Genomic DNA, 20,234 nt, shown 5'->3' with positions numbered 1-20,234 from the left:
TTTGACCGCATGAACGAGGTGGTTGCGCGGGCGAGACCGGCTTCGGTAAGCGCAACCTGGTGCGGCCCGGATCATCCATGCGGCAGAGCACCTGATCCGGTTCGACGCAGCATTGTCCGTTACGTTGACGCTGACGAACCTGGTCGACTTTATTTTCTGAGTGAATAGCATTCTACAAGCGGGGTTTTGGCCCCTGTTTGGGAAACGGGATGATCGCCGCGGCATCGAGCGCCGCTTCGATCTCTCGCGCCAAGTCATTCACGAGTTCCAGGTATTCGGCGCACCGCTCCTCGCGTTTTGGACCTGTCGCGTTTTTCCATCGGTGCAGCTCCGCCTCTGCATCCGCGAAATCAATGCACAGATCGCGAAACTCTTCGTCACGGGCAGCGAGCTCTTCAATCGCCTGCTTTCGGGTGGGAAAGCGGCGCTCGGCGGCAGATGCTCCTTGATCCATGTCAATGAACTCCTTCCGGTTGCAGGCTAAGCGTTGTCTGCACGCCATAAGCGACTGAAATGGCCTAGTCATTATGATGGATGGAGCCGCGATCGGGGAGTAGGTTACAGTAGGATACCCTAAAGTGCGGCCGTTAAGCCCATCAGGGCAGGGGGGAGCAAGCGATGCAGGGCCCAATAGATATCGGGGACGGTCAGCTTGCCTGCGCTCGACGATCACCTCCAACGTCTGAAGATATTCGCGCTCAACTGGAGCGCATCGTTGCCAGCCCGGAATTTCCGAACTCCGGGCACGGGCACGCCTTCCTGCGTTATGTGGTCGAGGAAACCCTTTCCGGACGTGCCGGGCGTATCAAGGGCTACTCCATCGCGATCGAGGTATTCAATCGTGAGGAAGGTTTCAGCCAGGACGATCCCGTCGTGCGGATCGAGGCCGGACGATTGCGACGCACGCTCGAGCGCTACTATTTGGTCGCGGGTCAGAATGACCCCGTCGTGATCGACATCCCAAAAGGCAAGTATGTCCCGTTCTTCACCTGGAATGGCTCTATGGTGGAGCCGGGTGGCGTCAAAAGCGAGCAACTGCCGGAGCCATCAACCGCTGCCGATGTGATCCCTCGGCAGCGAAACCTGGTGATCGTTTTATCGGCCCTTTCCGTTCTTGCTTGCATCGCGCTGCTTGCCTATTGGGTAGTTGGACCGCCGACATCGGAAGTGTCGGCCAGGAGCGGGATTGCGAGTCCGGATGGGCCGACGCTTGTGATCGCACCCTTTGCCAATCTTGGCGAGGGACCGGACGCCAAGCTCTACGCACTCGGACTTACCGAGGAATTGTTGACCGTGCTGCCACGCTTCAAGGAGCTAAAGGTGTTCGGACGCGAGACGTCTGAAGCTTTGCCGCCGGAAACCGATGCATCGCACATCCGCGGTAAATTAGGGGCTCGCTATTTGCTTGCAGGCGGGGTGCGCGTCTCCGATAGCCGGGTGCGCGTAACGGCCCGCCTTCTGGATACGGCCACCAACGCCATCTTGTGGTCCCAGACCTATGAGGACGATCTGCAGTCCCGCAGCCTGTTCGCCATTCAGTCCGATGTCGCCGACAAGGTCGCAATCGCTGTGGCGCAGCCCTATGGCATCATAGCGCAAGCTGTTGCAGCAAACCCTCCGCCCGAGGACCTTGATGCTTATGGCTGCACGCTTCGCTTCTACGCCTATCGCGCCGAGCTGAGTGTGGAAAAGCATGCGGAGGTTCGCGAGTGCCTGGAAAGCGCCGTCGCCCGTTATCCGTCCTATGCAACCGCTTGGGCAATGCTGTCGATTGGTTACCTCGATGAAGATCGGTTCAAGTACAATCTGCGGTCTGGATCCCCCGCACCCCTCGAGCGGTCGCTCAATGCCGCTCGCCGGGCCGTTGAGTTAGATCCGGGCAATACCCGCGCACTTCAGGCTTTGATGACAGCATTGTTCTTCAACCAGCAGTTGCCAGAGTCGCTGCGTGTGGGAGAACAGGCGCATGCCACCAATCCCAATGACACCGAACTCATGGGCGAATATGGGACCCGATTGGCATTGGGCGGACAATGGGAGCGGGGCGCGGCGGTGTTGCAACAGGCGCTTTTACGCAACCCTGGCGGTGGCGGTTATTATCATGGGACCCGGGCACTCGCGGCCTATATGCTTCGGGATAACGACACAGCTCTGGCTGAGATCAGGCAAGCCAACCTGCAGAAGTTCCCGCTCTTTCACCTTATCGCCGCCGTCATCTACGCGGAGCGTGGCATGATGGAGGATGCCAAACGCGAGGGTGCGACGTTCGTCGAGATGCGCCCGGCATTTCTAGCCAACCTCCCGGCCGAGCTCAAAATCCGCAACATTCCACCTGAGGATCAGGATCGCATGCTTGCAGGCATTCGCAAAGCGGGTCTGCCGATACCGGCAGATACCGCAGCAAGCATTTCATCGCCATCCGCCGGTTCCGATCTTCAGCCGCAGTAGCAGATGTGGCTATCGACACACCGCTGCACAGCCGAGGCGTGCATCTTCTCAGAAATTTCCACGATGATTGGTCTAGTTGAGCGCCACCAAAACAACGCTCGCACCAATGCTGTTTCGGGGCGACCCTCAACCGCGCCCGTAACATACGAGAGGTTACGGGCGTTTCGGCATTTTGGGGCCTACAGTTTGTCCCTACTCGGCAGGGTCGCCCTAGACGGGTGCATTAAATGCAATCAAGGACGGCGAATCCGAACCGACAACACGACTTGTGAACATGCAATCATTCCAGGGAAGGAAGACGTTGATGAAGACGATAATTCGGAAAGCGGTGACGTTCGCTGCGGCCACGCTTCCATCGGTGGCGCTGGCCATGGCAATCGCCTCGGGGACGCTTTCAGATGCGAGGGCTGGGGAGGCGGAGGCCAAGGATCTACTCAAAGCGATGTCCGATTATCTGACGGCGCAAAAGGCAATTTCATTTAATTACGACACCAACCTTGAAGTCGTCACCAAGGACCATCAGAAACTGCTGCTGGCAAGTTCCGGCAAGATAGAGATGGGCCGGCCCGACAAGATTCGCGCAACCCGACACGGCGGGTTTGCCAATGTCGAGATGGTTTTCGACGGCAAGACCCTGACGCTGCTTGGCAAGGACGCCAATCTCTATACTCAGGTCGAAGCGCCCGGCACGGTGGCGCAACTGGTCGACGCGCTCAGGGACAAGCTGCATCGGCCACTTCCAGCCGCCGACCTGGTCCTGCCGAATGTCTACGATGAATTGATACGTGACGTGGTCGATATCAAGGACCTTGGCAGCGGGGTGATCGGCGGCACGGAATGCGATCATCTGGCGTTCCGGGCCAAGGAGGTCGACTGGCAGATCTGGATTGCCCAGGGCGAGCATCCCTATCCCTGCAGATATGTGATCACGGCAAGTCAGGTAAACCAGGGGCCGCAATACAGCATCCAGATCAGCGACTGGAAGACCGGCACCGACGTGGTTGCCGACGACTACGGCTTCAAGAACGCTACCAACGCCAAACAGGTCGACCTCAAGAAACTCGTCGATATCGATGAACTTCCCGATCACTTCGCCCCAGGAGGCACCAAATGACCCTGTCAAGGAAACTTAAGATCGCAATTTTGGCCGGGGTCATCGGGCTGTTCGCGGCATTGGAGCTTTCCGTCCCAGGCCTTTACAGCTTTGTCGGCAGCGCCGAGGCCCGGATCGGCCGCCCGCTCACACCTGTCAGCGTTGCAGGTGTTGCGCGCCGCACTGTGAGGCGGTGTGCCGTCGGGGTCTACTACTGTTAGCCTGCAAGGGCGGCAAGCGGCTGTGCAAGCTGCCCCGACCTAGATCAGACTGATTTTACAACAGGCCACCTTCGTTGTGGTCATCAAAGCGGGGATCCAATAATGGCAGACACTTTAAAACCGAGCAGGCGGGACATCCTATTGACTGGTGGATCACTTCTCGCCATGTCGACGATAGGCACCATCGCAACAGCAGCGGTTAGCACTCCGGCTGTGGCACAGGGATCCAAAAAGCAGCCGAACATCATCGTCATCATGGGTGACGATATCGGCATCTGGAATATTGGTGCCTATAACCGCGGCATGATGGCCGGACGTACACCCAATCTCGACAAGCTCGCCGCTGAAGGGATGCTCTTCACCGACTATTATGCCGAGGCGAGCTGCACGGCGGGACGGGCAAACTTCATCACCGGCGAACTGCCGGTCCGTACCGGCATGACCACGGTCGGCCAGGCTGGCTCGCCCATCGGTATACCAGCCGAGGCTCCGACCATTGCGACGGTGCTGAAGTCCATGGGCTACGCTACAGGGCAATTCGGCAAGAACCATCTCGGCGATCTCAATAAGTTCTTGCCTACCGTGCACGGCTTCGACGAGTTCTTCGGCTACCTCTATCATCTTGACGCAATGGAGGATCCGGCTCACCCCGGATATCCGCAGGAACTGCTGAACGTCGTCGGCCCTCGCAACATGGTCCACTCCTGGGCTACGGATGTGGACGACCCGACGGAAATGCCGCGCTGGGGCAAAGTCGGAAAACAGAAGATCGAGGATGCCGGGACACTGTATCCAGAGCGGATGAAGACCATTGACGACGAAATTCGGGACCTTTCGTTCAAGTTCATCGACAAGGCCAAGTCTGACGGCAACCCGTTCTTCCTCTGGCTCAACCCGACGCGCATGCATATCGTCACCCATCTTTCGGAAAAATACGAGAGTATGCGCAATTCCGAAAATGGCTGGACCATTCACGAGGCTGGGATGGCTCAGCTCGACGACATCGTCGGTGCCACCATGCAAAAGATCAAGGATATGGGCGACGATGACAACACCATCGTCATCTTCACCACCGACAATGGTACCGAAAACTTCACCTGGCCGGACGGCGGACAGACCCCATTTTACGGTGGCAAGGGTACGACCTTTGAAGGCGGCTTTCGCGCACCGGCGATGATTCGCTGGCCTGGACATGTTCCGGCCGGGTCGGTCGCAAACGGCTTGTTCTCCGGCCTCGATTGGTTTCCGACACTCGTCTCGGCTGCCGGCGATCCAAACATCGTCGTCGAGTTGAAGGCTGGCAAGGAACTCAATGGCCAGAACTACAAGGTTCATCTCGACGGCTATGACCAGACCAGCATGATTACCGGGTCGGGCAAGTCCAACCGCCACGAAATCTGGTATTTCGCCGAAAGCACACTCGGGGCAGCCCGCATTGATGACTATAAATACACGTTCAAGGAACAGCCGGGAGGCTGGCTAGGTGACACTGTGACCTTGGGTGCACCGACCGTCGTCAACCTGCGCCTGGATCCGTTCGAGCGCACGGCATTCTTCAAGGGCGGGAATAACGGCTCGCTCGAATACTTTGAATGGTACAAGTTCGAGTTCTGGCGGTTCGTTCTCGTTCAGCAAAAGGTGGAGGAACTGGCGAAGACCGCCATCGACTTCCCGCCGATGCAGACTGGTGCCAGCTTCGGGCTCAGTGCCGTCAAGGCGCAGATCGCCGAAGCGATGAAGAAACAGGCCGGTCAGTAGGCTATCACGACAGCGACGATATTGGAGGGGCCCGTCCCTCCAATATCCACCAAGCGCTGAGGCAAAATGGGTGACCAAAGGACTTCGTTCATTTGCGGGATGACGGTTCTTCCGAGAAAAATTTGCAAGGAGTGTCATTATGCGGGTCGCGCATTTACTCACGACGACGGCTGTAGTCGAGGCGGCTACAGGCATCTGCCTGATCGTCGTTCCCAACTCGGTGGCCGAGCTGCTTTTTGCTGAGCTCGTGCCGGAATCGAAATGACAAGGCAAGGGGGCGTTCCGATCAACGGCACGCGGTGGGCCTTGATACGGTGATGTCAGTTAACGCATGATCAGTATCGGCCTGATATCCGGGAAGCATGACCCGATCACAAGTCAGCTATAAACGTCACCGCTTTCCACCGGCACTCATCGCCCATACGGTTTGGTTGTATTTCCGGTTTCCGCTCAGCCTGCGTCTGGTCGAGGAAATGCTGCTGGAGCGAGGGATCGTTGTTTCTTACGAGACCATCCGATGCTGGGCAAAGAAGTTCGGCCCGGTCTATGCTCGTCGTCTGCGCAGGAAGCAGCCAAGCTCAAGCGACATTTGGCACCTGGACGAGGTCGTCATCACCATCGCCGGCAAGAAACACTGGCTCTGGCGTGCCGTCGATCAGGATGGCTACGTGCTCGGCGAAATCGTTCAGAACCGCCGCAATACCAAGGCTGCCAAACGCTTGCTTGTTCGTCTGCTGAAAAAGCAGGGCGTAGCGCCAAAGCGGATCATCACCGACAAGCTGCGATCTTACACCGCCGCAAAACGCCAGATCATGCCAACCCTCGAGCACCGTTCCCACAAGGGATTAAACAATCGAGCGGAGAATTCGCATCTGCCGCTGCGAAAACGGGAGCGGGTGATGCAAACATTTCGATCATCGGGAAGCCTTCAACGGTTCCTCTCAGCTTTCTCCGCGGTCCGCAATCTCTTCGTGCCGCCTCGGACAAGACGCACCGCCCTTGCAATCCACCTCCATCGAATAAGCGCACTTGCACACTGGGAATCCGTCACCGGTGTTGCCGCCTGAAGTCCGGCATCCACCAAGCTTTGTCATCAAAGACTTAACCTGACATCACCAATTCACCTGTTCAGTCAAAATTCGCTTTGCGGACGGGCCTGCGTTTGTACGCGGATTCTTCGGTGATTAAAGCAGGTCCTGCTTGATCAGAAGACGGTTGTTCTTCGGAGCTTGACCGAGCTGCGATCGATCCAGCCGTATAGGTCTGGCCCATTCTTGTCTCGCTTCCTCTGAAAGTACGAGGCCATGTCCCGGTCTATCGGGGGCGTAGGCGTAACCTTCACGAATTTCGACTGGCGTTTCCACCAGATGATCGAAATTCTGGAAGGAGTATTCCAGCCACTCGACCTCTGGCAGGGCTGTCGCCATATGTACGCCAACTTCCAGGAATGTGTTGCCGAGGCTGACTGGAATGCCCATTTCCGCCGCCAGCCAGCCGATACGCATGACATCGGTCACCTGCCCGTGGACGTTGAGGAGATCCATGCCGTGGTTTTCCAGAAGCATGCGCTTGCCGGGCAGGTCGAGATATTCGCCGCTGTTGATCTGGGTCCAGTTGACGGCATGACGCAGCGTGCGCAATCCCTCGAAGTCGTGGCGCAGAATTGGATCCTCGACCCAGAGGAGATCGTGTCCGGCGTCACGGATCGCGGTCAGCTTGACGAGCGCCTCTTTGGAGTTCCAGGCCTCATTGGGATCGATCATGATCAGCGATCCCTTTGGTACCGATTCCTGAAGCAGGTCGAGCCGTTTCAAATCGCGCTTGAAGTCGGGGTGGCCGACTTTGATTTTGAAGGCCGTGTACCCGATGCTTGATGCATAGGAAAACAAAGCACAGAATGCCTCATCACTCAGATGGAAATCGAGGCCGCTGGCGTAGGCACGAACACGATCCCGTCTGCTTCCCAGCAATTGATGCAATGGCATGCCAGCCTGCTTTGCGGCGAGGTCCCAAAGGGCAACCTGCAGTGCTTCATGAAAGGGTAGCGAAAACGACCTCTGGTTCCCCCCGCGTGGTCGGTTGACACGATGCACGAGACCTATCGCCTTGTTGCCCTTGATCATTGGCCAGACTTCGCTTTCGAAGACGGCTTCTATCTCGGCTTGATCGGGTAGAGGATGGAAGAGCGTCTGGATGAATCCCAGTCCGATCTCGCCGGTTTCAGAGATAAGTTCGAGGGCGGCAACGTTGGCGTCATCAGCGCGAACTTGACTGTCGCCAATTACGCGGTCGCGAGCGAACTGAAATCGGGTTATACGGAACTGAGAAATTGACATGCGGGCTCTCTGATCGCTTAAATATTTCAACTGATCTATCAGAAAGGGGAAATTCTGTCATCATGAAAAAGTTGTCGGACCGGCAAAATGTAAACTCAAGCCCCAATGAAGCCGGGGCGCCGCGTCTCAGCGACATCGCTTATGAGCGTATTCTCGAAAGCCTGTTCGAGCGAAAAGTCCCCGTCGGGGCTTTTATTTCACAAAACGAGCTCTCAGCAATCGTCGATGTACCCGTCGCCCCATTGCGGGATGCGTTGCGGGTACTGGAAGCGGAGGGCATCCTGACCATTCATCCGCGGTCCGGAATTCAGTTTATTCGGCCCGGCCTGGAACTCACACGTTCTACCTATCAGTTTCGCTCGATTGTCGAGCGCGCGGCGGTGCGGGTGTTCGCAGAAGAGGCAGATGAGAACATCACCAATGCTCTGGAAGTCAGGCATTCCCGCCTTTTGCGGCGTATTGAACGCGATGGCATCGGGCCGGAACAGCTTCTTGAAATGGATGCGCTTGAGCTTGATTTGCACGGCCATATCATCCAGGCTCTGCGGAACCCTCTGATAGATAGCGCCTACCGGCGCATGCACAATTACCTGCGGCTACTTCGACTGGAGCGAAAGGTGACCGCCCCAATCCTCATGCGGACGTTAAAGGAGCATCTCGATATCCTTGAAGCCTGCGCCACGAGAAATGCGGATGCGGCTGAAAAAGCATTGCAGGCGCATTTTCAGGCAGCAATCCAGCGCAACCTCGGGCTTGTCTAAATCAGCGTCACTGTTCAAAGAGACTTCATCGACGTTGTTGCAGACATAAAAAAATGGTGCTAGCTTTAACTGATCGATCAGATTGGGAGTCTGATCACTTGGGAGGTTGTAATGCATCTGAGCAAACGCGAATTTCTGGCAGCAAGTGCAGTATTGGCCCTGGCGGCGGGCCTGCGCAGCGCCAACGCAGCGACGGCGATCAATTATTGGCACCATTTCGCTAGCCAGTCGGAGATGGCGGGTCTGGCCAAAATCATCCAGCTGTTTGCAGCAGCAAACCCGGATATTTCGGTGACGCAGGAAAGCATTCCGAATTCGGAATATATGGCAAAGGTCTCTTCCGCTGTTGTCGCGGGCGGCCGTCCCGACACTGGTATGGTGATTGCCGAGCGCTTTGCCGACCTGACCGCAATGGGCGCACTTGTCGACATCAGCGAGCATGTCAACACGTGGCAAGGCAAAGCCAACCTTCCGGACAACCGCTGGACGGGAATGTCGAACGAGGGCGCGATCTATGCTGTACCCGCCTATGCCTTCGTTGACTGGATGTATTACAGGAAGGATTATTTCGACGAAGCTGGAATTTCCGCGCCTCCCAAAACATTCGACGAGTTCCTCTCAGTCTGCCGCAAGCTGACTGATCCATCCAAGAACCGTTATGCGTTCGGCATGCGTGGGGGCGCGGGCGGATTCAAATACGTGATCGACGTCATGGAGGCTTTCGGCTCGCCTCTCGTCAAGGACGGGCAAGCGGCCATCGACAAGCCCGCGGCTATCGAGGCAATCACCTTCTACGCGGATCTCTTCCGCAAGGAGAAGGTTGCTCCGCCAAGTACACCTAACGACAGTTATCGCCAGATCATGGAAGGGTTCAGAACAGGCCAGACGGCGATGATCTGGCACCACACCGGCTCGCTGATCGAAATCTCGGCGGCACTTAAGCCGGGCGAACAATTCGCAACGGCTCCCATGCCTGCCGGCCCTAAAGCACATATCGCTCGCGTCGCCTATGCTGGTAACGGGATCTTCAAGGAAGACAATGTCGAGGCTGCATGGAAGTGGATCAGCTTTTGGGGTGAGACTGATGCGGCCATCGCGCTTCTAGAGGCAACCGGCTATTTCCCGGCATCGACCGCCGCGCTGAAAGATCAGCGGATCACAGGAAATCCAATTTATGCCGCGGCAACGCAGACGCTCGAATTCGGACGTCTGCCGAACAGCTTCGTTGGTGCGGCCGGATGGTCGGAAAATGTCGTCAATCCGACCTTCCAGGCCGTTCTAACAGGACAGCTGACACCCGAGCAAGCCGTCGATCGCATGATCGAGGGACTTGAAGCTGCCCTTCGCTAAGCACGATCGGGCGCGGTACGCCTCATCGTATCGCGCCCCAAGCAGGGACGGCGTATGCGCCGCGTTTCAATGACTTCAAACTCACGACGCCATCCTTTCAGCAGTTTGGGAGAAATCTCGGAAACGCGTTATTGGGTGTATCTTCTTCTCCTGCCCAGTCTTCTGCTGCTTTTTTTGGTCGTTGCGTACCCGACCATCTATGGTTTCGTTATCAGCGTACGCGAAATGCGCCTCACACGCCCCGGCCTCAATGGCTGGGTGGGGATGAAGCATTATATCTCAATGATGTCGGATCGTGTCTTCTGGATATCGCTGAAGAATACGGCGATCTGGGTTGCTGCGGCAGTGATGATAGAAATGACACTCGGCTTCATCGCTGCAGTTGCGCTCAACCGCAACCTGCCGGGTACCAGGCTTTTCGGCGTTCTCATCCTGCTTCCGTACTTCCTGCCCAATGTCGTCGCCGGACATATGTGGGCGCTTCTTCTCGACCCGCGCCTCGGCGTCATCAATGACATTCTCGTTCGGCTTGGCTTCTTGAGTTCCTACAAGGCTTGGTTTGCCGATCCCAACACGGCCCTTGCCGCAACCATTCTTGTCGAGGCCTGGCACGGCTTTCCGTTCTTCGCGCTTCTGTTTCTGGCCGGACTAAAGGGCATACCGGAGGACCTTTATAAGGCTGCAGCCGTCGATGGCGCCGGCTCTTTCACCAAGTTCAAGTTGATCACCGTGCCGATGCTGAAGACGGTGATCACGGCCGCGGTCATCTTGCGCGTCATCAGTCTCGTCAACTCGCCCGACCTTTTGCTGGTGCTCACCGGCGGTGGCCCCGGCAATTCCACACAGGTCCTCTCGCTCTACGCGTTCCAGACAGCCTATCGCGACTTCAATTTCGGTTACGCAGGCGCTCTTTCGGTCGTGATGTTCTTCATCCTGATGGTCTTCGCAACGATCTACATCCGCTTGTCACGCATAACGAAAGAATGAGCCATGTTTAAAAGCAATCGCAGCAGGCGACTGGCCGCCGATATACTGACCTATGTCGTTCTGTGCACTCTGGCGGCCTTCTGCCTTGGTCCCATGGTCTGGATGTTTCTGACATCGTTGAAGCCCGAGGCCGATATCGTGACGTCGCAGATGCAGTATATCCCGACGCACATCACGTTCGAAAACTATGTCGCGATCTGGACCCAGTCGAACTTTCCGGTGCTGATTACCAACAGTCTCATCGTCACCACCGTTACGGTCGCGATCTGCGTCGTCACCGGCACGCTTGCCGCTTACGCCTTTTCGCGCCTGGTGTTTCGTGGCCGCAACAACATCATGCTGGGATATCTGCTGATACGCATGTTCCCCGCCGTGATGATGATCATCCCGCTTTACGTCATGATGAGAACAGTGGGCCTGGTCGATAGCAGGTTTGGTCTGGCTCTCGCCTATACCAGTTTCCTGCTGCCGCTTTTCGTCTGGATGCTCAAGGGCTTTTTCGATGCCGCGCCGAAGGAACTTGAAAGTGCGGCGCGCATCGACGGATCGACCCGTCTCGGCGCCATGGTGCGCATCGTCCTTCCTTTGGCAAGAAATGGCCTCGTCGCAAGCTCCGTCTTCATCGCTATTGCAGCCTGGAACGAGTTCATCTTCGCTCTCATGCTGACCACAGGTCAGGGCTCACGCACATGGCCCGTCGGGCTTCAGTTGATGGTTGGGGAGTTTCAGCTTCCATGGGGTGTTCTGGCCGCAGGCGGAATTCTCAGCATTCTTCCCGTCATGCTTCTGTTTGCGGTCGTTCAGCGGGCAATGGTCCAGGGGCTCACCGCCGGAGCTATAAAGGGCTAAAGGAAAACACAACATGGCTACCCTTTCACTCAAAGACGTCCGCAAGTCCTACGGTTCAGTTCAAGTTCTGCACGGTATCGACATCGAGCTTGAAGACGGCGGGTTTCTCGTCCTCCTCGGTCCTTCGGGTTGCGGCAAGTCCACCTTGCTCAACATCATCGCCGGTCTCGATGAGACCTCGAGTGGTGATATCGTCATTGGCGGACGCTCAGTTTCCAACCTGCCGCCGAAGGATCGTAATATCGCAATGGTGTTTCAGTCCTATGCGCTCTACCCGACAATGTCGGTGGAGCGAAACATCGGTTTCGGTCTCGAAATGCGCGGGACATCCGTGGATCGGCGGCGCGAAGCCGTAGCCCGTGCGGCAGATATGCTGCAGGTTACCCATCTGCTTGATCGCAAACCGGCAAATCTTTCAGGCGGCCAGCGCCAGCGCGTCGCGATGGGCCGCGCCATCGTTCGTGATCCGGATTTGTTTTTGTTCGATGAACCCCTTTCCAATCTGGACGCCAAACTCAGGGTAGAGATGCGGACCGAGATCAAGCGTCTCCATGAACGGTTGGGCACGAGCATCGTTTACGTCACCCACGACCAGATCGAAGCCATGACGCTTGCCACCAAAGTGGCCGTTATGAAAGGCGGATATATTCAGCAATTGGCCGATCCTCGCACCATCTATGAACGCCCTGCCAATATGTTCGTGGCCGGTTTTATCGGTTCACCGGCAATGAATTTTCTGAGAGGCCGCTTGGGACGAGGCAAGTCTGGCTGGCAATTCATGGCAAAGGACATTTGCCTGAATCTGGGACGGAGCAAGGAAAAACTGGAAGAGCAGGAGGTGATCCTCGGCGTTCGCCCAGAAGAGTTCAAAGTTGTCCATCACGACATAGCGGCTGCTTTCCATGGCAAAATTGATGTTGTCGAGCCCACCGGCCCCGACACCATGCTCACCAGCCTCATCGGAGGCCAAAGCGTAATCGCCCGAGTTGGACCGCGTTTTGCGGGAAGATATGGAGACGATGTCAGCTTCACCGTCGATCCGACCAGCGTCAACCTTTTTGACCCACAGACGAAGTTGAGGATAACCTGGTGAAGGTGGTGGTAAATCGGATATGCCCTGCATCCCTTGTTTTAAATGTTGAAGCGACAGCGGCGATTTAACGACACTTACAGTAAAAAATGGGCGCCCATCGACATCTAAGTCAAGGCCTTCAAATGTACCATCGGGCGGCTACAGGTGAGGTGGAGCTCCACACGCTTGGCGTCAAATTAGGGTCGGCAGCTTTAGCATTGGCCGGAACCTCCTGAACGCGAATCTGATGATGACGAGTATGAAAATGGGCCCAAGGCGATTCTAGTGAGTTTCAGGGGGCCGTGGAACGATCGGGACGGCATCTAGTCTATTAACGTGTCGAATTCTTCCACCCCCGAGTGGCTGCGCGCGACCGTCCCCGTCACCAGGTCCTGAGGATATTCTCCACCACGGCCTCGACACTCATCGCGGAGGTATCCAACCACAGCCCTTCACGGGGTGTCGTTCTGAAGAGCCTCAGCAAGGACGTTAGGGGGGAAGTGTTCTCCATAACCCGTCTTGTGCCGCTCGGCATCCCGTCGGGCGAGCGTCTCCACATCGGGGTTAAGCACAACTATACGCGGGTTGAGATCGGCAAGCGCCCGCTTGATGCGGACAAAATCCGCACCGATCAGGATGTCCTGGTATACCGTGGTGAATCCGGCGCCGACGAACCGTCGGACCGCATACATTGCGATGTCTTGCCGAAGGTGGAGCTGCTCGATCGCCTCCCTGCCGAGCACTGGCCCCATCACCGCTCCGCCCTTGGTGATCATGCGCAGAAACCCGTCACCGCCGACATGTGCCGACTTTTCGAAGCGCTGAACCAGGGCCTTGGCTATGGTGGACTTGCCAGCGGCCATCGCGCCGGTGATGACACAGAGTGATGCGGTCATGGCAATCCTTTCACGTCGCAAGGCGACTTCGGTCGTCAAGGAAGCCTTGCTGGCTCGCTGAGAGACATTGTCGACTTTGAGGAGCCAATCAAAAACGGTCGCAAATCCGCTATTATCGGCATTTTCAAAGGAAGGGTTTCTGGCAAGGTCTGCAATTGAACAGGCCGAATCTTGCGTTGGGATCGATTTCAGTGGGGTCGTGGGTTAGATACTTCTCAATGCGCGGCAAATGCGGTGTCCCTAGCGGTCATATCGGTGTAGTTTTTTGTGAAACGATTCTCCGATTTGATCTGTATACATGGAAACTTCGCTCTATCTGCCGGTAAAAAGCTTTCTTGAAAAGGCAGGTTACGTCGTCAAGGGCGAGGTTGGCGGCTGCGATCTTGTCGGCCTCAGTAGTGACGATCCGCCTGTTGTCGTGGTCGCCGAGCTAAAATTGAGTTTCAATCTGGAGCTCATATTGCAGGCGGTCGACCGGTCGACCGTTTCAAACGAGGTCTGGATCGCTGCCCGGATATCGTCCAGCGGCAAAGGTCGTGAAGCCGACAAACGCTACCGCAACCTCTGCCGCAGGCTTGGCGTTGGCATGCTGGGCATTTCCGATGCCGGCGAGGTCAGTGTCATCGTCGGCTCCGTATCACCAATGCCGCGGACCGATCCAAAGCGGCGTTCGAGGCTTATGCGCGAACACCAGAAACGACGCGGAGATCCGGTGCTTGGTGGTAGTACCCGCACACCAATTATGACGGCATATCGGCAGCAGGCGCTTGCCTGTGCGGCAACGCTGACGGCAGGTCCGCTGCGAGTGCACGATATTGGAACCAACGTACCGGACGCGGGCAAGATATTGCTTTCGAATGTTTATGGCTGGTTTGAGCGCCTCGATAGGGGCGTCTATACGTTGACAGAAGCTGGCCGCATCGCGCTGCAGCGATGGCCGCAGCCGGATGTGCAGGGAGCCAGTAGCCACGGCACCTGAGTGTTGGTTATTCATTCCGAATGTGCGTTAGACAAGATCGCGTCCTATGCACCGTTTGTGCCGGGTCTGCCGCCGTTCCGTGCTTCGAAAATCGCATAATGCCTCGACTGGAACTGCCCCCTCACGATGCGCCATTCCAGTAGATGTCAGCGGTGCTTTTCCGCGGTGGGCCACTCTTCGCAGATTGTCGTGAGGGCGGTCGCCGAAAGCTTGTCAAGCGCCAGATCCGGCAACAGGTCGTTGTCTAAGACGAGGTTGCGGCCCACCGCCGCCGAAAACAAGCTGGTGCCTGCTTCATGCAGCACAGCTGGCCGGCCGACAATGCGGCCAAGGAGGCTGGTCGGTACGAGTCCGAAGGGCACGTCCTCGTAGATATATCGGCTGTCGGCGGTTGCTGGGCCGAAGCCGCCGCGGCCCTCGCGGTGCATCTGCTGGTTCATCTCCGAAACAGGGCCCATCGGCACGTGAAACGAGAGCGAGAAATGTTCCTGCACGGTGCGGACGGAAAGCCCGAAACTCTCGGCGATCTGGAGTCGTTCAAGGTCAAGCGCCTCGATCAATTGCCCAACGGCGGGGGTGACGTGTTCGCCCTGTCCCCATGTCTCACCTTTCTCCATACGGGTTAAGTTGAGAAGCGCGATACCAAGATGGTTCTGTGGGTTGAGGTTCGACAATGCAATAGCGAGAAGCCCGTCGCGCTCGACGAAACGGTCGCCGAAGAGTTCGATGCAAAGCGCCTTCCCCTCTGCCGCCGCGGATTTCGGCAGCGCTGCGACGTCAATTTTCTGACGTACGGTATTGACCGAAACGCTCACGCCATCCGATTGCTGACGGCCAGTAATAAGGGTCGTTCCCCAGACGATGATGGGCAACCGTACACCGCGCTCCGCCAGCCGCTTTGCGAAGTAAAGTGCTCCGAAGGAACTGTGCGAACTGATGATCACGGGTTGGCCGGATCTGAGATGCGGCAGGGCAGCATCGAATGCCAGGCGATGGCCGTTAGCCGGCAAGGCAACGATAATAATATCGGCTCCCGAGATTGCTTCGGCGCAATCGCGGGCTACCGCAACGGGACCGGAAAACTCGATTACACCCGTAGCGGTCAGCGAAGCGCCCTCGGCGAGCCCGCGAACGCGAACGCCGGACGGCGACCAAAGAACCGGCTGGTGACCGGCTTTGGCAAGGAAAGCCGCCATACCGAAGGCGATTGCGCCTGCGCCGAGAATACTTATACGCATCAACCCATTTCCCTTTTCTAGTACTAATTTCCCGCGTTCGACAACTCGAAGCACTTTATACCTGGGCAGCGGCCACCCCTCTGATTCAAAGTTTCCCGCTGATGAGCTCCCGAACGAATACTTTTCTACTTAAACGCCAAACAAAGAAAACGTGTGTTTTGTCACTAGCGTTTAGAATGCGTTTTATGCACTATGCTACTGTCATAATGCAAGGAATGCATGGTATCGAATGGAAATCCGCGACCTGGAAACGTTTTTGGCAGTCATGTCGACCGGTAGTATAACCGGCGCCGCCCGTCTGCTTGATCGTTCCCAGTCGCAGGTGACGCGCCTGATACAGGATCTGGAAACCTCGCTCGGCTTTCCGCTGTTCGAGCGCAACGGCCCCAAGATTGCCCCAACCGACCAGGGTATCGCATTTCATGATGATGCCGAACGTTTCGTCTGTGGCATAGGCCATTTGGGCGATCGGGCAAAAGCGATTGCCGCGAGGGAGCCCGAGCCGATCGAACTTGCTGCAACTCCAGCTTTTGCAAGCGGAATCATTCCACTCGCGCTGGCCGAATTGCCCGAAGAGCGTCTGCCCCACGCCATTCATCTTCGCAGCATGCCAGCAGAGGCGGCCGTGCAGTCGGTTCTAGCGAGGACTGCGGATTTCTGCGTAACATCGCTGCCGGCCGATCAACCAGGCCTTAAGGTCCAGGGCTTTTTTGAGGGGCGCTGTGTCGCCGCAGTTGCGCTGCACGATCCGCTTGCGGCCCAAGCGGTCATTTCAATCGCCGATATCGCTGATCGCACGCTGGTGACAATGGCCAATCCGTTCCGCCTGCGCCGTCATGTCGACCAGGCACTGGAGGCCGCAAAAGTGCGGCCCAGACGCATCATAGCTACCAATGCCGCCATAAATGCGGTGCAGATCGCGTCGACCGGCCTTGGAGTGGCGATCATCGAGCCTGCAACGGCCTTTGGCCTACAATCGGCGCCGGTCGCGATCCGCCCCCTGGATGTTGATATTCCCTTCCTCTGGGCGATCTTTTCTGCCGGCGCCCGTCCGCTATCGGCCTGCGCGCATGAGCTGATCGAGCGTATCGTGCGCATTGCATCCGAGCGGATGCCGGATTTCGTCAGTCATGATCCCCGTCAGATGGCCCGCATCGCCGACAGGAATTTCGCCGGGAAACGCGCTCGAAGCGCCAGGCAGCCCGATATTCAGCAAAGCAGGGGTCGCCTGTAGAAAGCGCCCGGGAACGAAATATGAGCCTGCAAAAATCAAAGAGGAGAGTGACATGAAAGACTTTACCGTAAATCGCCGCTCGACGTTAAAGCTACTGGCGGCCGGCACCGGCGTCCTTGCTGCGCCGGCGATCATCCGCCCAGCCTTCGCTCAAAGCAAGGTGGTAAATATCACCACCTACGACAAGTTCGTGCCGCAGTCATTCATTGACCAGTTTCAGAAGGATAGCGGCATCGAGATCCGCATCAGGCTAACCGACGATCAGGGCAAGCAGTATAATCTGCTCACCGCCGAAGGCGCCGCGCCATCCACCGACATCGTGACCGTTACCGGTCACCGCCTGTCGCAGTTTATGGGGTCGAATCTGCTCGCCCCGCTCGACACTGCCCGTCTAAAGAACTGGGACAAGCTCGGGCCCGCATATAAAGGCGCGCCGCAGCTCACCGTTGACGGCAAAACCTATGGGCTGCCGCTGCTCGCCGGCTTTGAGGGACTTGCCCGCAATACGGAATATACCAAGGCCTCCGACAGCTGGGAGATCATGTTTGATGACGAGTACAAGAACCTGACGTCCTATATCGTCTCCGACTTCCTCTCCATCGTCATGCGTTATCAGGGTAGTGATGGCGACTATGTGACCTACGAAAATAAGGCGGACGTTGCTCAGGCAGCCACCGACAAAGCCCGCGATTTTATGATCAAGCACAAGGACAAGGTGCGCAAATATTACGACGCCGCGTCGGAAGTGCAGCAGATGTTCGTCAACGAGGATATCTACCTCGCACAGACCTGGTCTGGTCCCGCTGCCAAGCTTATCATGGACGGCCATCCCATCGAGATCTCCGTGCCGAAGGAGGGTACTTACGGTTTCCTCTACTCGTTCAACGTCGTCAACAATGCGCCGAATGCCGATGCGGCATATGCTTTCCTGGACGCCATCCTTTCCTCGCCGGAGATCGGCGCGGCGATGACGCGCCAATCAGGCTTCGCTTCGGCATTCGATGGCGTCGACAAGGTACTCGACGACAAGGAGCGTGCCGCCATGGCACTGCCACCAGAGCAGGTTGAGCGCGTGCAATTCTTCAGCTCGGTCAACCGCGCCATGAAGAACGAGATGATCGACAAGGCAACTGCCGAAATCAAGTCGGCCTGAAAACCGGACATAAAGCGGCCGGCCATTCGGCCGGTCGCTCACCAGGAATGATTGACCAGAACTGGGAACTGAATGGTGGACACAACGACGCAATCCCGAGCCGTCGCTTCGCTGGCGTCGCCTCGCTACGCCGGATGGATTGGCAGGGCGGTTAGTTCAAGCCTCTACCGCAATACGATCGGGCGCCTCGCGGACAACCGCTGGATCAGGCTCGCCGTGCTTGCGGGTGTGCCGCTTATCTGGCTTGTCATGTTGCATATCGGGCCGATCGTCCAGATGACCAACATCAGCTTCATTGCCAATTATCCGCCGCAGCCGGGAAAAAGCAGCGACTATACCCTTGCCAACTATGCGCTGTTCTTCTCTGACAGGCTTTATTTCATGCCCTTCATCCGCACCCTCATCTTTGCGGCGGTAGTCACGGTTTCGACGCTGGTGATCGTATATCCTGTCGCCTATTACGTCGCCAAGGTTATCCAGCCGAAGAACCGCATGCGCGCGTTGCTGCTGCTGCTCATACCGTTCTGGGCGGGGGAACTCATCCGCACCTTCTCGATCATCATGCTGCTCGCCAATCGCGGTGCGGTGAATGTGCTGCTCAGGGAGTTGGGCTTTATCGACCGACCGATACCCATGCTTTACACTTTTTTCTCCCTGAGTTTCGGCGTCGTTTATCTCCTGGCGCTCTACATGTTGCTGCCGCTCTATTCGGCCATCGAGAAGATCCCAACGCCGCTGATTCATGCCGCCGCCGATCTCGGCGCCGGGCCCTTCCAACGCTTCCGACGGGTTATCCTGCCGCTTTCCAGGGACGGCATCGTCTCGGGTTGCAGCCTTGTCTATCTGACCGCTGTCGGTGTCTTTGCTGCACCCTTGCTGCTCGGCGGCCCGAATGCGGTCATCTTCCCGGAAGTCATCGCCATGCTGTTCCACGGCTCGAACGACAAATGGCCGGAGGGTGCAGCGTTCTCAATGATTATGCTGGTCATATCGCTCACGACCGTTGGCCTGTTCATGCGCGTCGTCGGCGGTCGTTCCATTCGGTTGATGTGAGGAGGATTCGATGCGGACCTATTTTAGCGACCTGCCCAAAACCGCGCTCGGTGCTTCCTACTGGCTCTTTGCCGTCTATCTCGTGCTGCCGCTGGCACTCATGATGGCGATGAGCTTCAAGGACGCCAATTTCATCGCTTTCCCGATCGGCAACTGGACGCTCGACTGGTACGGCAAGGTGCTGCATGACAAGCAGTTCCTCGCGGCATCACTCTATTCCATCGGCATTGCCCTTGCGACCACCATCTGCGCCACGATCATCGGGGTCTGGATCGCGCTCCTCGTCTCGGCGGAAAACATCTGGGGCAAGTCGGCCATCTTCGCGCTCGCTTGCCTGCCCGCCGTCGTGCCGGGGCTGATCAACGCTATCTCAATGCGCATCTTCATCCGCGCGGTAGATATACCAACCGGCACCTTCGCGATCATCTTGTCGCACACGGTCCATGCGGTGCCCTTTGTGGTTATCATGGTGCTGACACGTCTGCGCTCTATGCCTGCCAATCTGGTGGACGCGGCTCGCGATCTCGGTGCCGATCCGTTTGTTGCTTTCCTGCGCGTTACAATCCCCTATCTGATGCCGGCTCTTCTGGGCGGAATGATTTTCTGCGTCTTGACCAGTATCGATGACTTCGTGCGCACTTTCTTTCTCGGCGGCTACCAGCCGACGCTGCCCATGCTGATCTTTGCCAAGGTGCAGGGCGGCATGTCGCCGGAAATCAACGCCATGGCGACCATCGTGCTCGTCGTTACCACCGCAGTCGGCCTCTACGCCGAATATCTTACCCGTCGTTCCAGGAGCTGACGCG

Annotated in this window: 20 protein-coding genes; 16 read left to right on the top strand and 4 right to left on the bottom strand. The window is 57.2% G+C overall.

Going from position 1 to position 20,234, the window contains the following annotated elements:
* Window positions 1-172 precede the first annotated feature (172 nt).
* Window positions 173-454: a hypothetical protein gene (locus tag FHS21_RS14830; protein ID WP_183662464.1), complete on the bottom strand. Its 282-nt coding sequence runs from the start codon at window positions 452-454 to the stop codon at window positions 173-175.
* 164 nt (window positions 455-618) lie between these two features.
* Here FHS21_RS14830 and FHS21_RS14825 point away from each other — a divergent pair, with 164 nt between their 5' ends.
* From FHS21_RS14825 to FHS21_RS14805, 6 genes are all read left to right on the top strand, one after another.
* The gene (locus FHS21_RS14825; RefSeq protein ID WP_183662462.1) at window positions 619-2,448 is read left to right on the top strand and encodes an adenylate cyclase; all 1,830 of its coding nucleotides are present in this window, start codon (window positions 619-621) and stop codon (window positions 2,446-2,448) included.
* 304 nt (window positions 2,449-2,752) lie between these two features.
* Window positions 2,753-3,562 carry a DUF2092 domain-containing protein gene (locus tag FHS21_RS14820; RefSeq protein ID WP_183662460.1) on the top strand — a complete coding sequence of 270 codons (810 nt, stop codon included), beginning with the start codon at window positions 2,753-2,755 and terminating at the stop codon, window positions 3,560-3,562.
* Entirely contained in the window at window positions 3,559-3,762 is a 204-nt protein-coding gene (locus FHS21_RS14815) for a hypothetical protein (protein ID WP_183662458.1), read from the top strand. The genes FHS21_RS14820 and FHS21_RS14815 overlap by 4 nt, the downstream gene beginning before the upstream one ends.
* 165 nt (window positions 3,763-3,927) lie before the next feature.
* Complete coding sequence (locus tag FHS21_RS14810) at window positions 3,928-5,520, top strand: arylsulfatase (RefSeq protein ID WP_376772119.1); 1,593 nt, start codon at window positions 3,928-3,930, stop codon at window positions 5,518-5,520.
* Between the two features lie 139 nt (window positions 5,521-5,659).
* Window positions 5,660-5,785: a hypothetical protein gene (locus FHS21_RS31195; protein WP_281386100.1), complete on the top strand. Its 126-nt coding sequence runs from the start codon at window positions 5,660-5,662 to the stop codon at window positions 5,783-5,785.
* 97 nt (window positions 5,786-5,882) lie between these two features.
* Window positions 5,883-6,587, top strand: a complete 705-nt coding sequence (locus FHS21_RS14805; protein WP_183662454.1) for an IS6 family transposase — start codon at window positions 5,883-5,885, stop codon at window positions 6,585-6,587.
* Window positions 6,588-6,704: 117 nt separating this feature from the next.
* On the opposite strand, the gene FHS21_RS14800 is transcribed toward FHS21_RS14805, so the two are convergent.
* Complete coding sequence (locus FHS21_RS14800) at window positions 6,705-7,856, bottom strand: mandelate racemase/muconate lactonizing enzyme family protein (protein WP_183662452.1); 1,152 nt, start codon at window positions 7,854-7,856, stop codon at window positions 6,705-6,707.
* Between the two features lie 62 nt (window positions 7,857-7,918).
* Here FHS21_RS14800 and FHS21_RS14795 point away from each other — a divergent pair, with 62 nt between their 5' ends.
* The 5 genes from FHS21_RS14795 to FHS21_RS14775 all read left to right on the top strand — a co-directional run bounded on the left by FHS21_RS14795 (window position 7,919) and on the right by FHS21_RS14775 (window position 12,896).
* The gene (locus FHS21_RS14795; protein WP_183662449.1) at window positions 7,919-8,617 is read left to right on the top strand and encodes a GntR family transcriptional regulator; all 699 of its coding nucleotides are present in this window, start codon (window positions 7,919-7,921) and stop codon (window positions 8,615-8,617) included.
* 111 nt (window positions 8,618-8,728) lie between these two features.
* Complete coding sequence (locus FHS21_RS14790) at window positions 8,729-9,967, top strand: ABC transporter substrate-binding protein (protein ID WP_183662447.1); 1,239 nt, start codon at window positions 8,729-8,731, stop codon at window positions 9,965-9,967.
* A 135-nt stretch (window positions 9,968-10,102) separates the two neighbouring features.
* The gene (locus FHS21_RS14785) at window positions 10,103-10,954 is read left to right on the top strand and encodes a carbohydrate ABC transporter permease (RefSeq protein WP_376772115.1); all 852 of its coding nucleotides are present in this window, start codon (window positions 10,103-10,105) and stop codon (window positions 10,952-10,954) included.
* Between the two features lie 3 nt (window positions 10,955-10,957).
* Complete coding sequence (locus tag FHS21_RS14780) at window positions 10,958-11,803, top strand: carbohydrate ABC transporter permease (protein WP_183662444.1); 846 nt, start codon at window positions 10,958-10,960, stop codon at window positions 11,801-11,803.
* 13 nt (window positions 11,804-11,816) lie between these two features.
* Window positions 11,817-12,896 (top strand): ABC transporter ATP-binding protein, encoded by a 1,080-nt coding sequence (locus FHS21_RS14775; RefSeq protein WP_183662442.1) that lies wholly within the window; start codon window positions 11,817-11,819, stop codon window positions 12,894-12,896.
* 431 nt (window positions 12,897-13,327) lie between these two features.
* Here the strand turns inward: FHS21_RS14775 and FHS21_RS14770 are convergent, their stop codons facing one another.
* A complete protein-coding gene (locus FHS21_RS14770; protein ID WP_183662440.1) occupies window positions 13,328-13,771 on the bottom strand; it encodes an AAA family ATPase in 444 nt (147 codons plus the stop codon).
* 298 nt (window positions 13,772-14,069) lie between these two features.
* On the opposite strand from FHS21_RS14770, the gene FHS21_RS14765 reads away from it, so the two are divergent.
* Window positions 14,070-14,750, top strand: a complete 681-nt coding sequence (locus tag FHS21_RS14765) for a DUF2161 domain-containing phosphodiesterase (RefSeq protein WP_183662438.1) — start codon at window positions 14,070-14,072, stop codon at window positions 14,748-14,750.
* A gap of 146 nt (window positions 14,751-14,896) precedes the next feature.
* On the opposite strand, the gene FHS21_RS14760 is transcribed toward FHS21_RS14765, so the two are convergent.
* On the bottom strand, window positions 14,897-15,988 hold the full coding sequence (locus FHS21_RS14760; RefSeq protein WP_183662436.1) for an NAD/NADP-dependent octopine/nopaline dehydrogenase family protein: 1,092 nt from the start codon (window positions 15,986-15,988) through the stop codon (window positions 14,897-14,899).
* A 229-nt stretch (window positions 15,989-16,217) separates the two neighbouring features.
* Between FHS21_RS14760 and FHS21_RS14755 the strand changes: the two genes are divergently transcribed.
* The 4 genes from FHS21_RS14755 to FHS21_RS14740 all read left to right on the top strand — a co-directional run bounded on the left by FHS21_RS14755 (window position 16,218) and on the right by FHS21_RS14740 (window position 20,230).
* Window positions 16,218-17,222, top strand: a complete 1,005-nt coding sequence (locus FHS21_RS14755; protein WP_183662434.1) for a LysR family transcriptional regulator — start codon at window positions 16,218-16,220, stop codon at window positions 17,220-17,222.
* A gap of 52 nt (window positions 17,223-17,274) precedes the next feature.
* Window positions 17,275-18,375, top strand: a complete 1,101-nt coding sequence (locus FHS21_RS14750; RefSeq protein WP_183662432.1) for an extracellular solute-binding protein — start codon at window positions 17,275-17,277, stop codon at window positions 18,373-18,375.
* A gap of 72 nt (window positions 18,376-18,447) precedes the next feature.
* Window positions 18,448-19,428 (top strand): ABC transporter permease, encoded by a 981-nt coding sequence (locus FHS21_RS14745; protein WP_183662430.1) that lies wholly within the window; start codon window positions 18,448-18,450, stop codon window positions 19,426-19,428.
* A 10-nt stretch (window positions 19,429-19,438) separates the two neighbouring features.
* Window positions 19,439-20,230, top strand: coding sequence for an ABC transporter permease (locus FHS21_RS14740; protein ID WP_183662428.1), 792 nt, complete (start codon window positions 19,439-19,441; stop codon window positions 20,228-20,230).
* Window positions 20,231-20,234 lie beyond the last annotated feature (4 nt).

This window comes from Phyllobacterium trifolii, assembly GCF_014192095.1.
GTDB classification, from domain to species: Bacteria; Pseudomonadota; Alphaproteobacteria; order Rhizobiales; family Rhizobiaceae; genus Phyllobacterium; species Phyllobacterium trifolii.
Note: the sequence above shows the minus strand (reverse complement) of the source record. Positions and strands in the feature narration are given on the sequence as shown.

What these genes read in the sequence shown, in the direction of transcription:
- FHS21_RS14830 (WP_183662464.1), bottom strand. Translation starts at nt 454, where the DNA reads ATGGATCAAGGAGCATCTGCCGCCGAGCGCCGCTTTCCCACCCGAAAG.
- FHS21_RS14825 (WP_183662462.1), top strand. Translation starts at nt 619, where the DNA reads ATGCAGGGCCCAATAGATATCGGGGACGGTCAGCTTGCCTGCGCTCGA.
- FHS21_RS14820 (WP_183662460.1), top strand. Translation starts at nt 2,753, where the DNA reads ATGAAGACGATAATTCGGAAAGCGGTGACGTTCGCTGCGGCCACGCTT.
- FHS21_RS14815 (WP_183662458.1), top strand. Translation starts at nt 3,559, where the DNA reads ATGACCCTGTCAAGGAAACTTAAGATCGCAATTTTGGCCGGGGTCATC.
- FHS21_RS14810 (WP_376772119.1), top strand. Translation starts at nt 3,928, where the DNA reads ATGTCGACGATAGGCACCATCGCAACAGCAGCGGTTAGCACTCCGGCT.
- FHS21_RS31195 (WP_281386100.1), top strand. Translation starts at nt 5,660, where the DNA reads ATGCGGGTCGCGCATTTACTCACGACGACGGCTGTAGTCGAGGCGGCT.
- FHS21_RS14805 (WP_183662454.1), top strand. Translation starts at nt 5,883, where the DNA reads ATGACCCGATCACAAGTCAGCTATAAACGTCACCGCTTTCCACCGGCA.
- FHS21_RS14800 (WP_183662452.1), bottom strand. Translation starts at nt 7,856, where the DNA reads ATGTCAATTTCTCAGTTCCGTATAACCCGATTTCAGTTCGCTCGCGAC.
- FHS21_RS14795 (WP_183662449.1), top strand. Translation starts at nt 7,919, where the DNA reads ATGAAAAAGTTGTCGGACCGGCAAAATGTAAACTCAAGCCCCAATGAA.
- FHS21_RS14790 (WP_183662447.1), top strand. Translation starts at nt 8,729, where the DNA reads ATGCATCTGAGCAAACGCGAATTTCTGGCAGCAAGTGCAGTATTGGCC.
- FHS21_RS14780 (WP_183662444.1), top strand. Translation starts at nt 10,958, where the DNA reads ATGTTTAAAAGCAATCGCAGCAGGCGACTGGCCGCCGATATACTGACC.
- FHS21_RS14775 (WP_183662442.1), top strand. Translation starts at nt 11,817, where the DNA reads ATGGCTACCCTTTCACTCAAAGACGTCCGCAAGTCCTACGGTTCAGTT.
- FHS21_RS14770 (WP_183662440.1), bottom strand. Translation starts at nt 13,771, where the DNA reads ATGACCGCATCACTCTGTGTCATCACCGGCGCGATGGCCGCTGGCAAG.
- FHS21_RS14765 (WP_183662438.1), top strand. Translation starts at nt 14,070, where the DNA reads ATGGAAACTTCGCTCTATCTGCCGGTAAAAAGCTTTCTTGAAAAGGCA.
- FHS21_RS14760 (WP_183662436.1), bottom strand. Translation starts at nt 15,988, where the DNA reads ATGCGTATAAGTATTCTCGGCGCAGGCGCAATCGCCTTCGGTATGGCG.
- FHS21_RS14755 (WP_183662434.1), top strand. Translation starts at nt 16,218, where the DNA reads ATGGAAATCCGCGACCTGGAAACGTTTTTGGCAGTCATGTCGACCGGT.
- FHS21_RS14750 (WP_183662432.1), top strand. Translation starts at nt 17,275, where the DNA reads ATGAAAGACTTTACCGTAAATCGCCGCTCGACGTTAAAGCTACTGGCG.
- FHS21_RS14745 (WP_183662430.1), top strand. Translation starts at nt 18,448, where the DNA reads ATGGTGGACACAACGACGCAATCCCGAGCCGTCGCTTCGCTGGCGTCG.
- FHS21_RS14740 (WP_183662428.1), top strand. Translation starts at nt 19,439, where the DNA reads ATGCGGACCTATTTTAGCGACCTGCCCAAAACCGCGCTCGGTGCTTCC.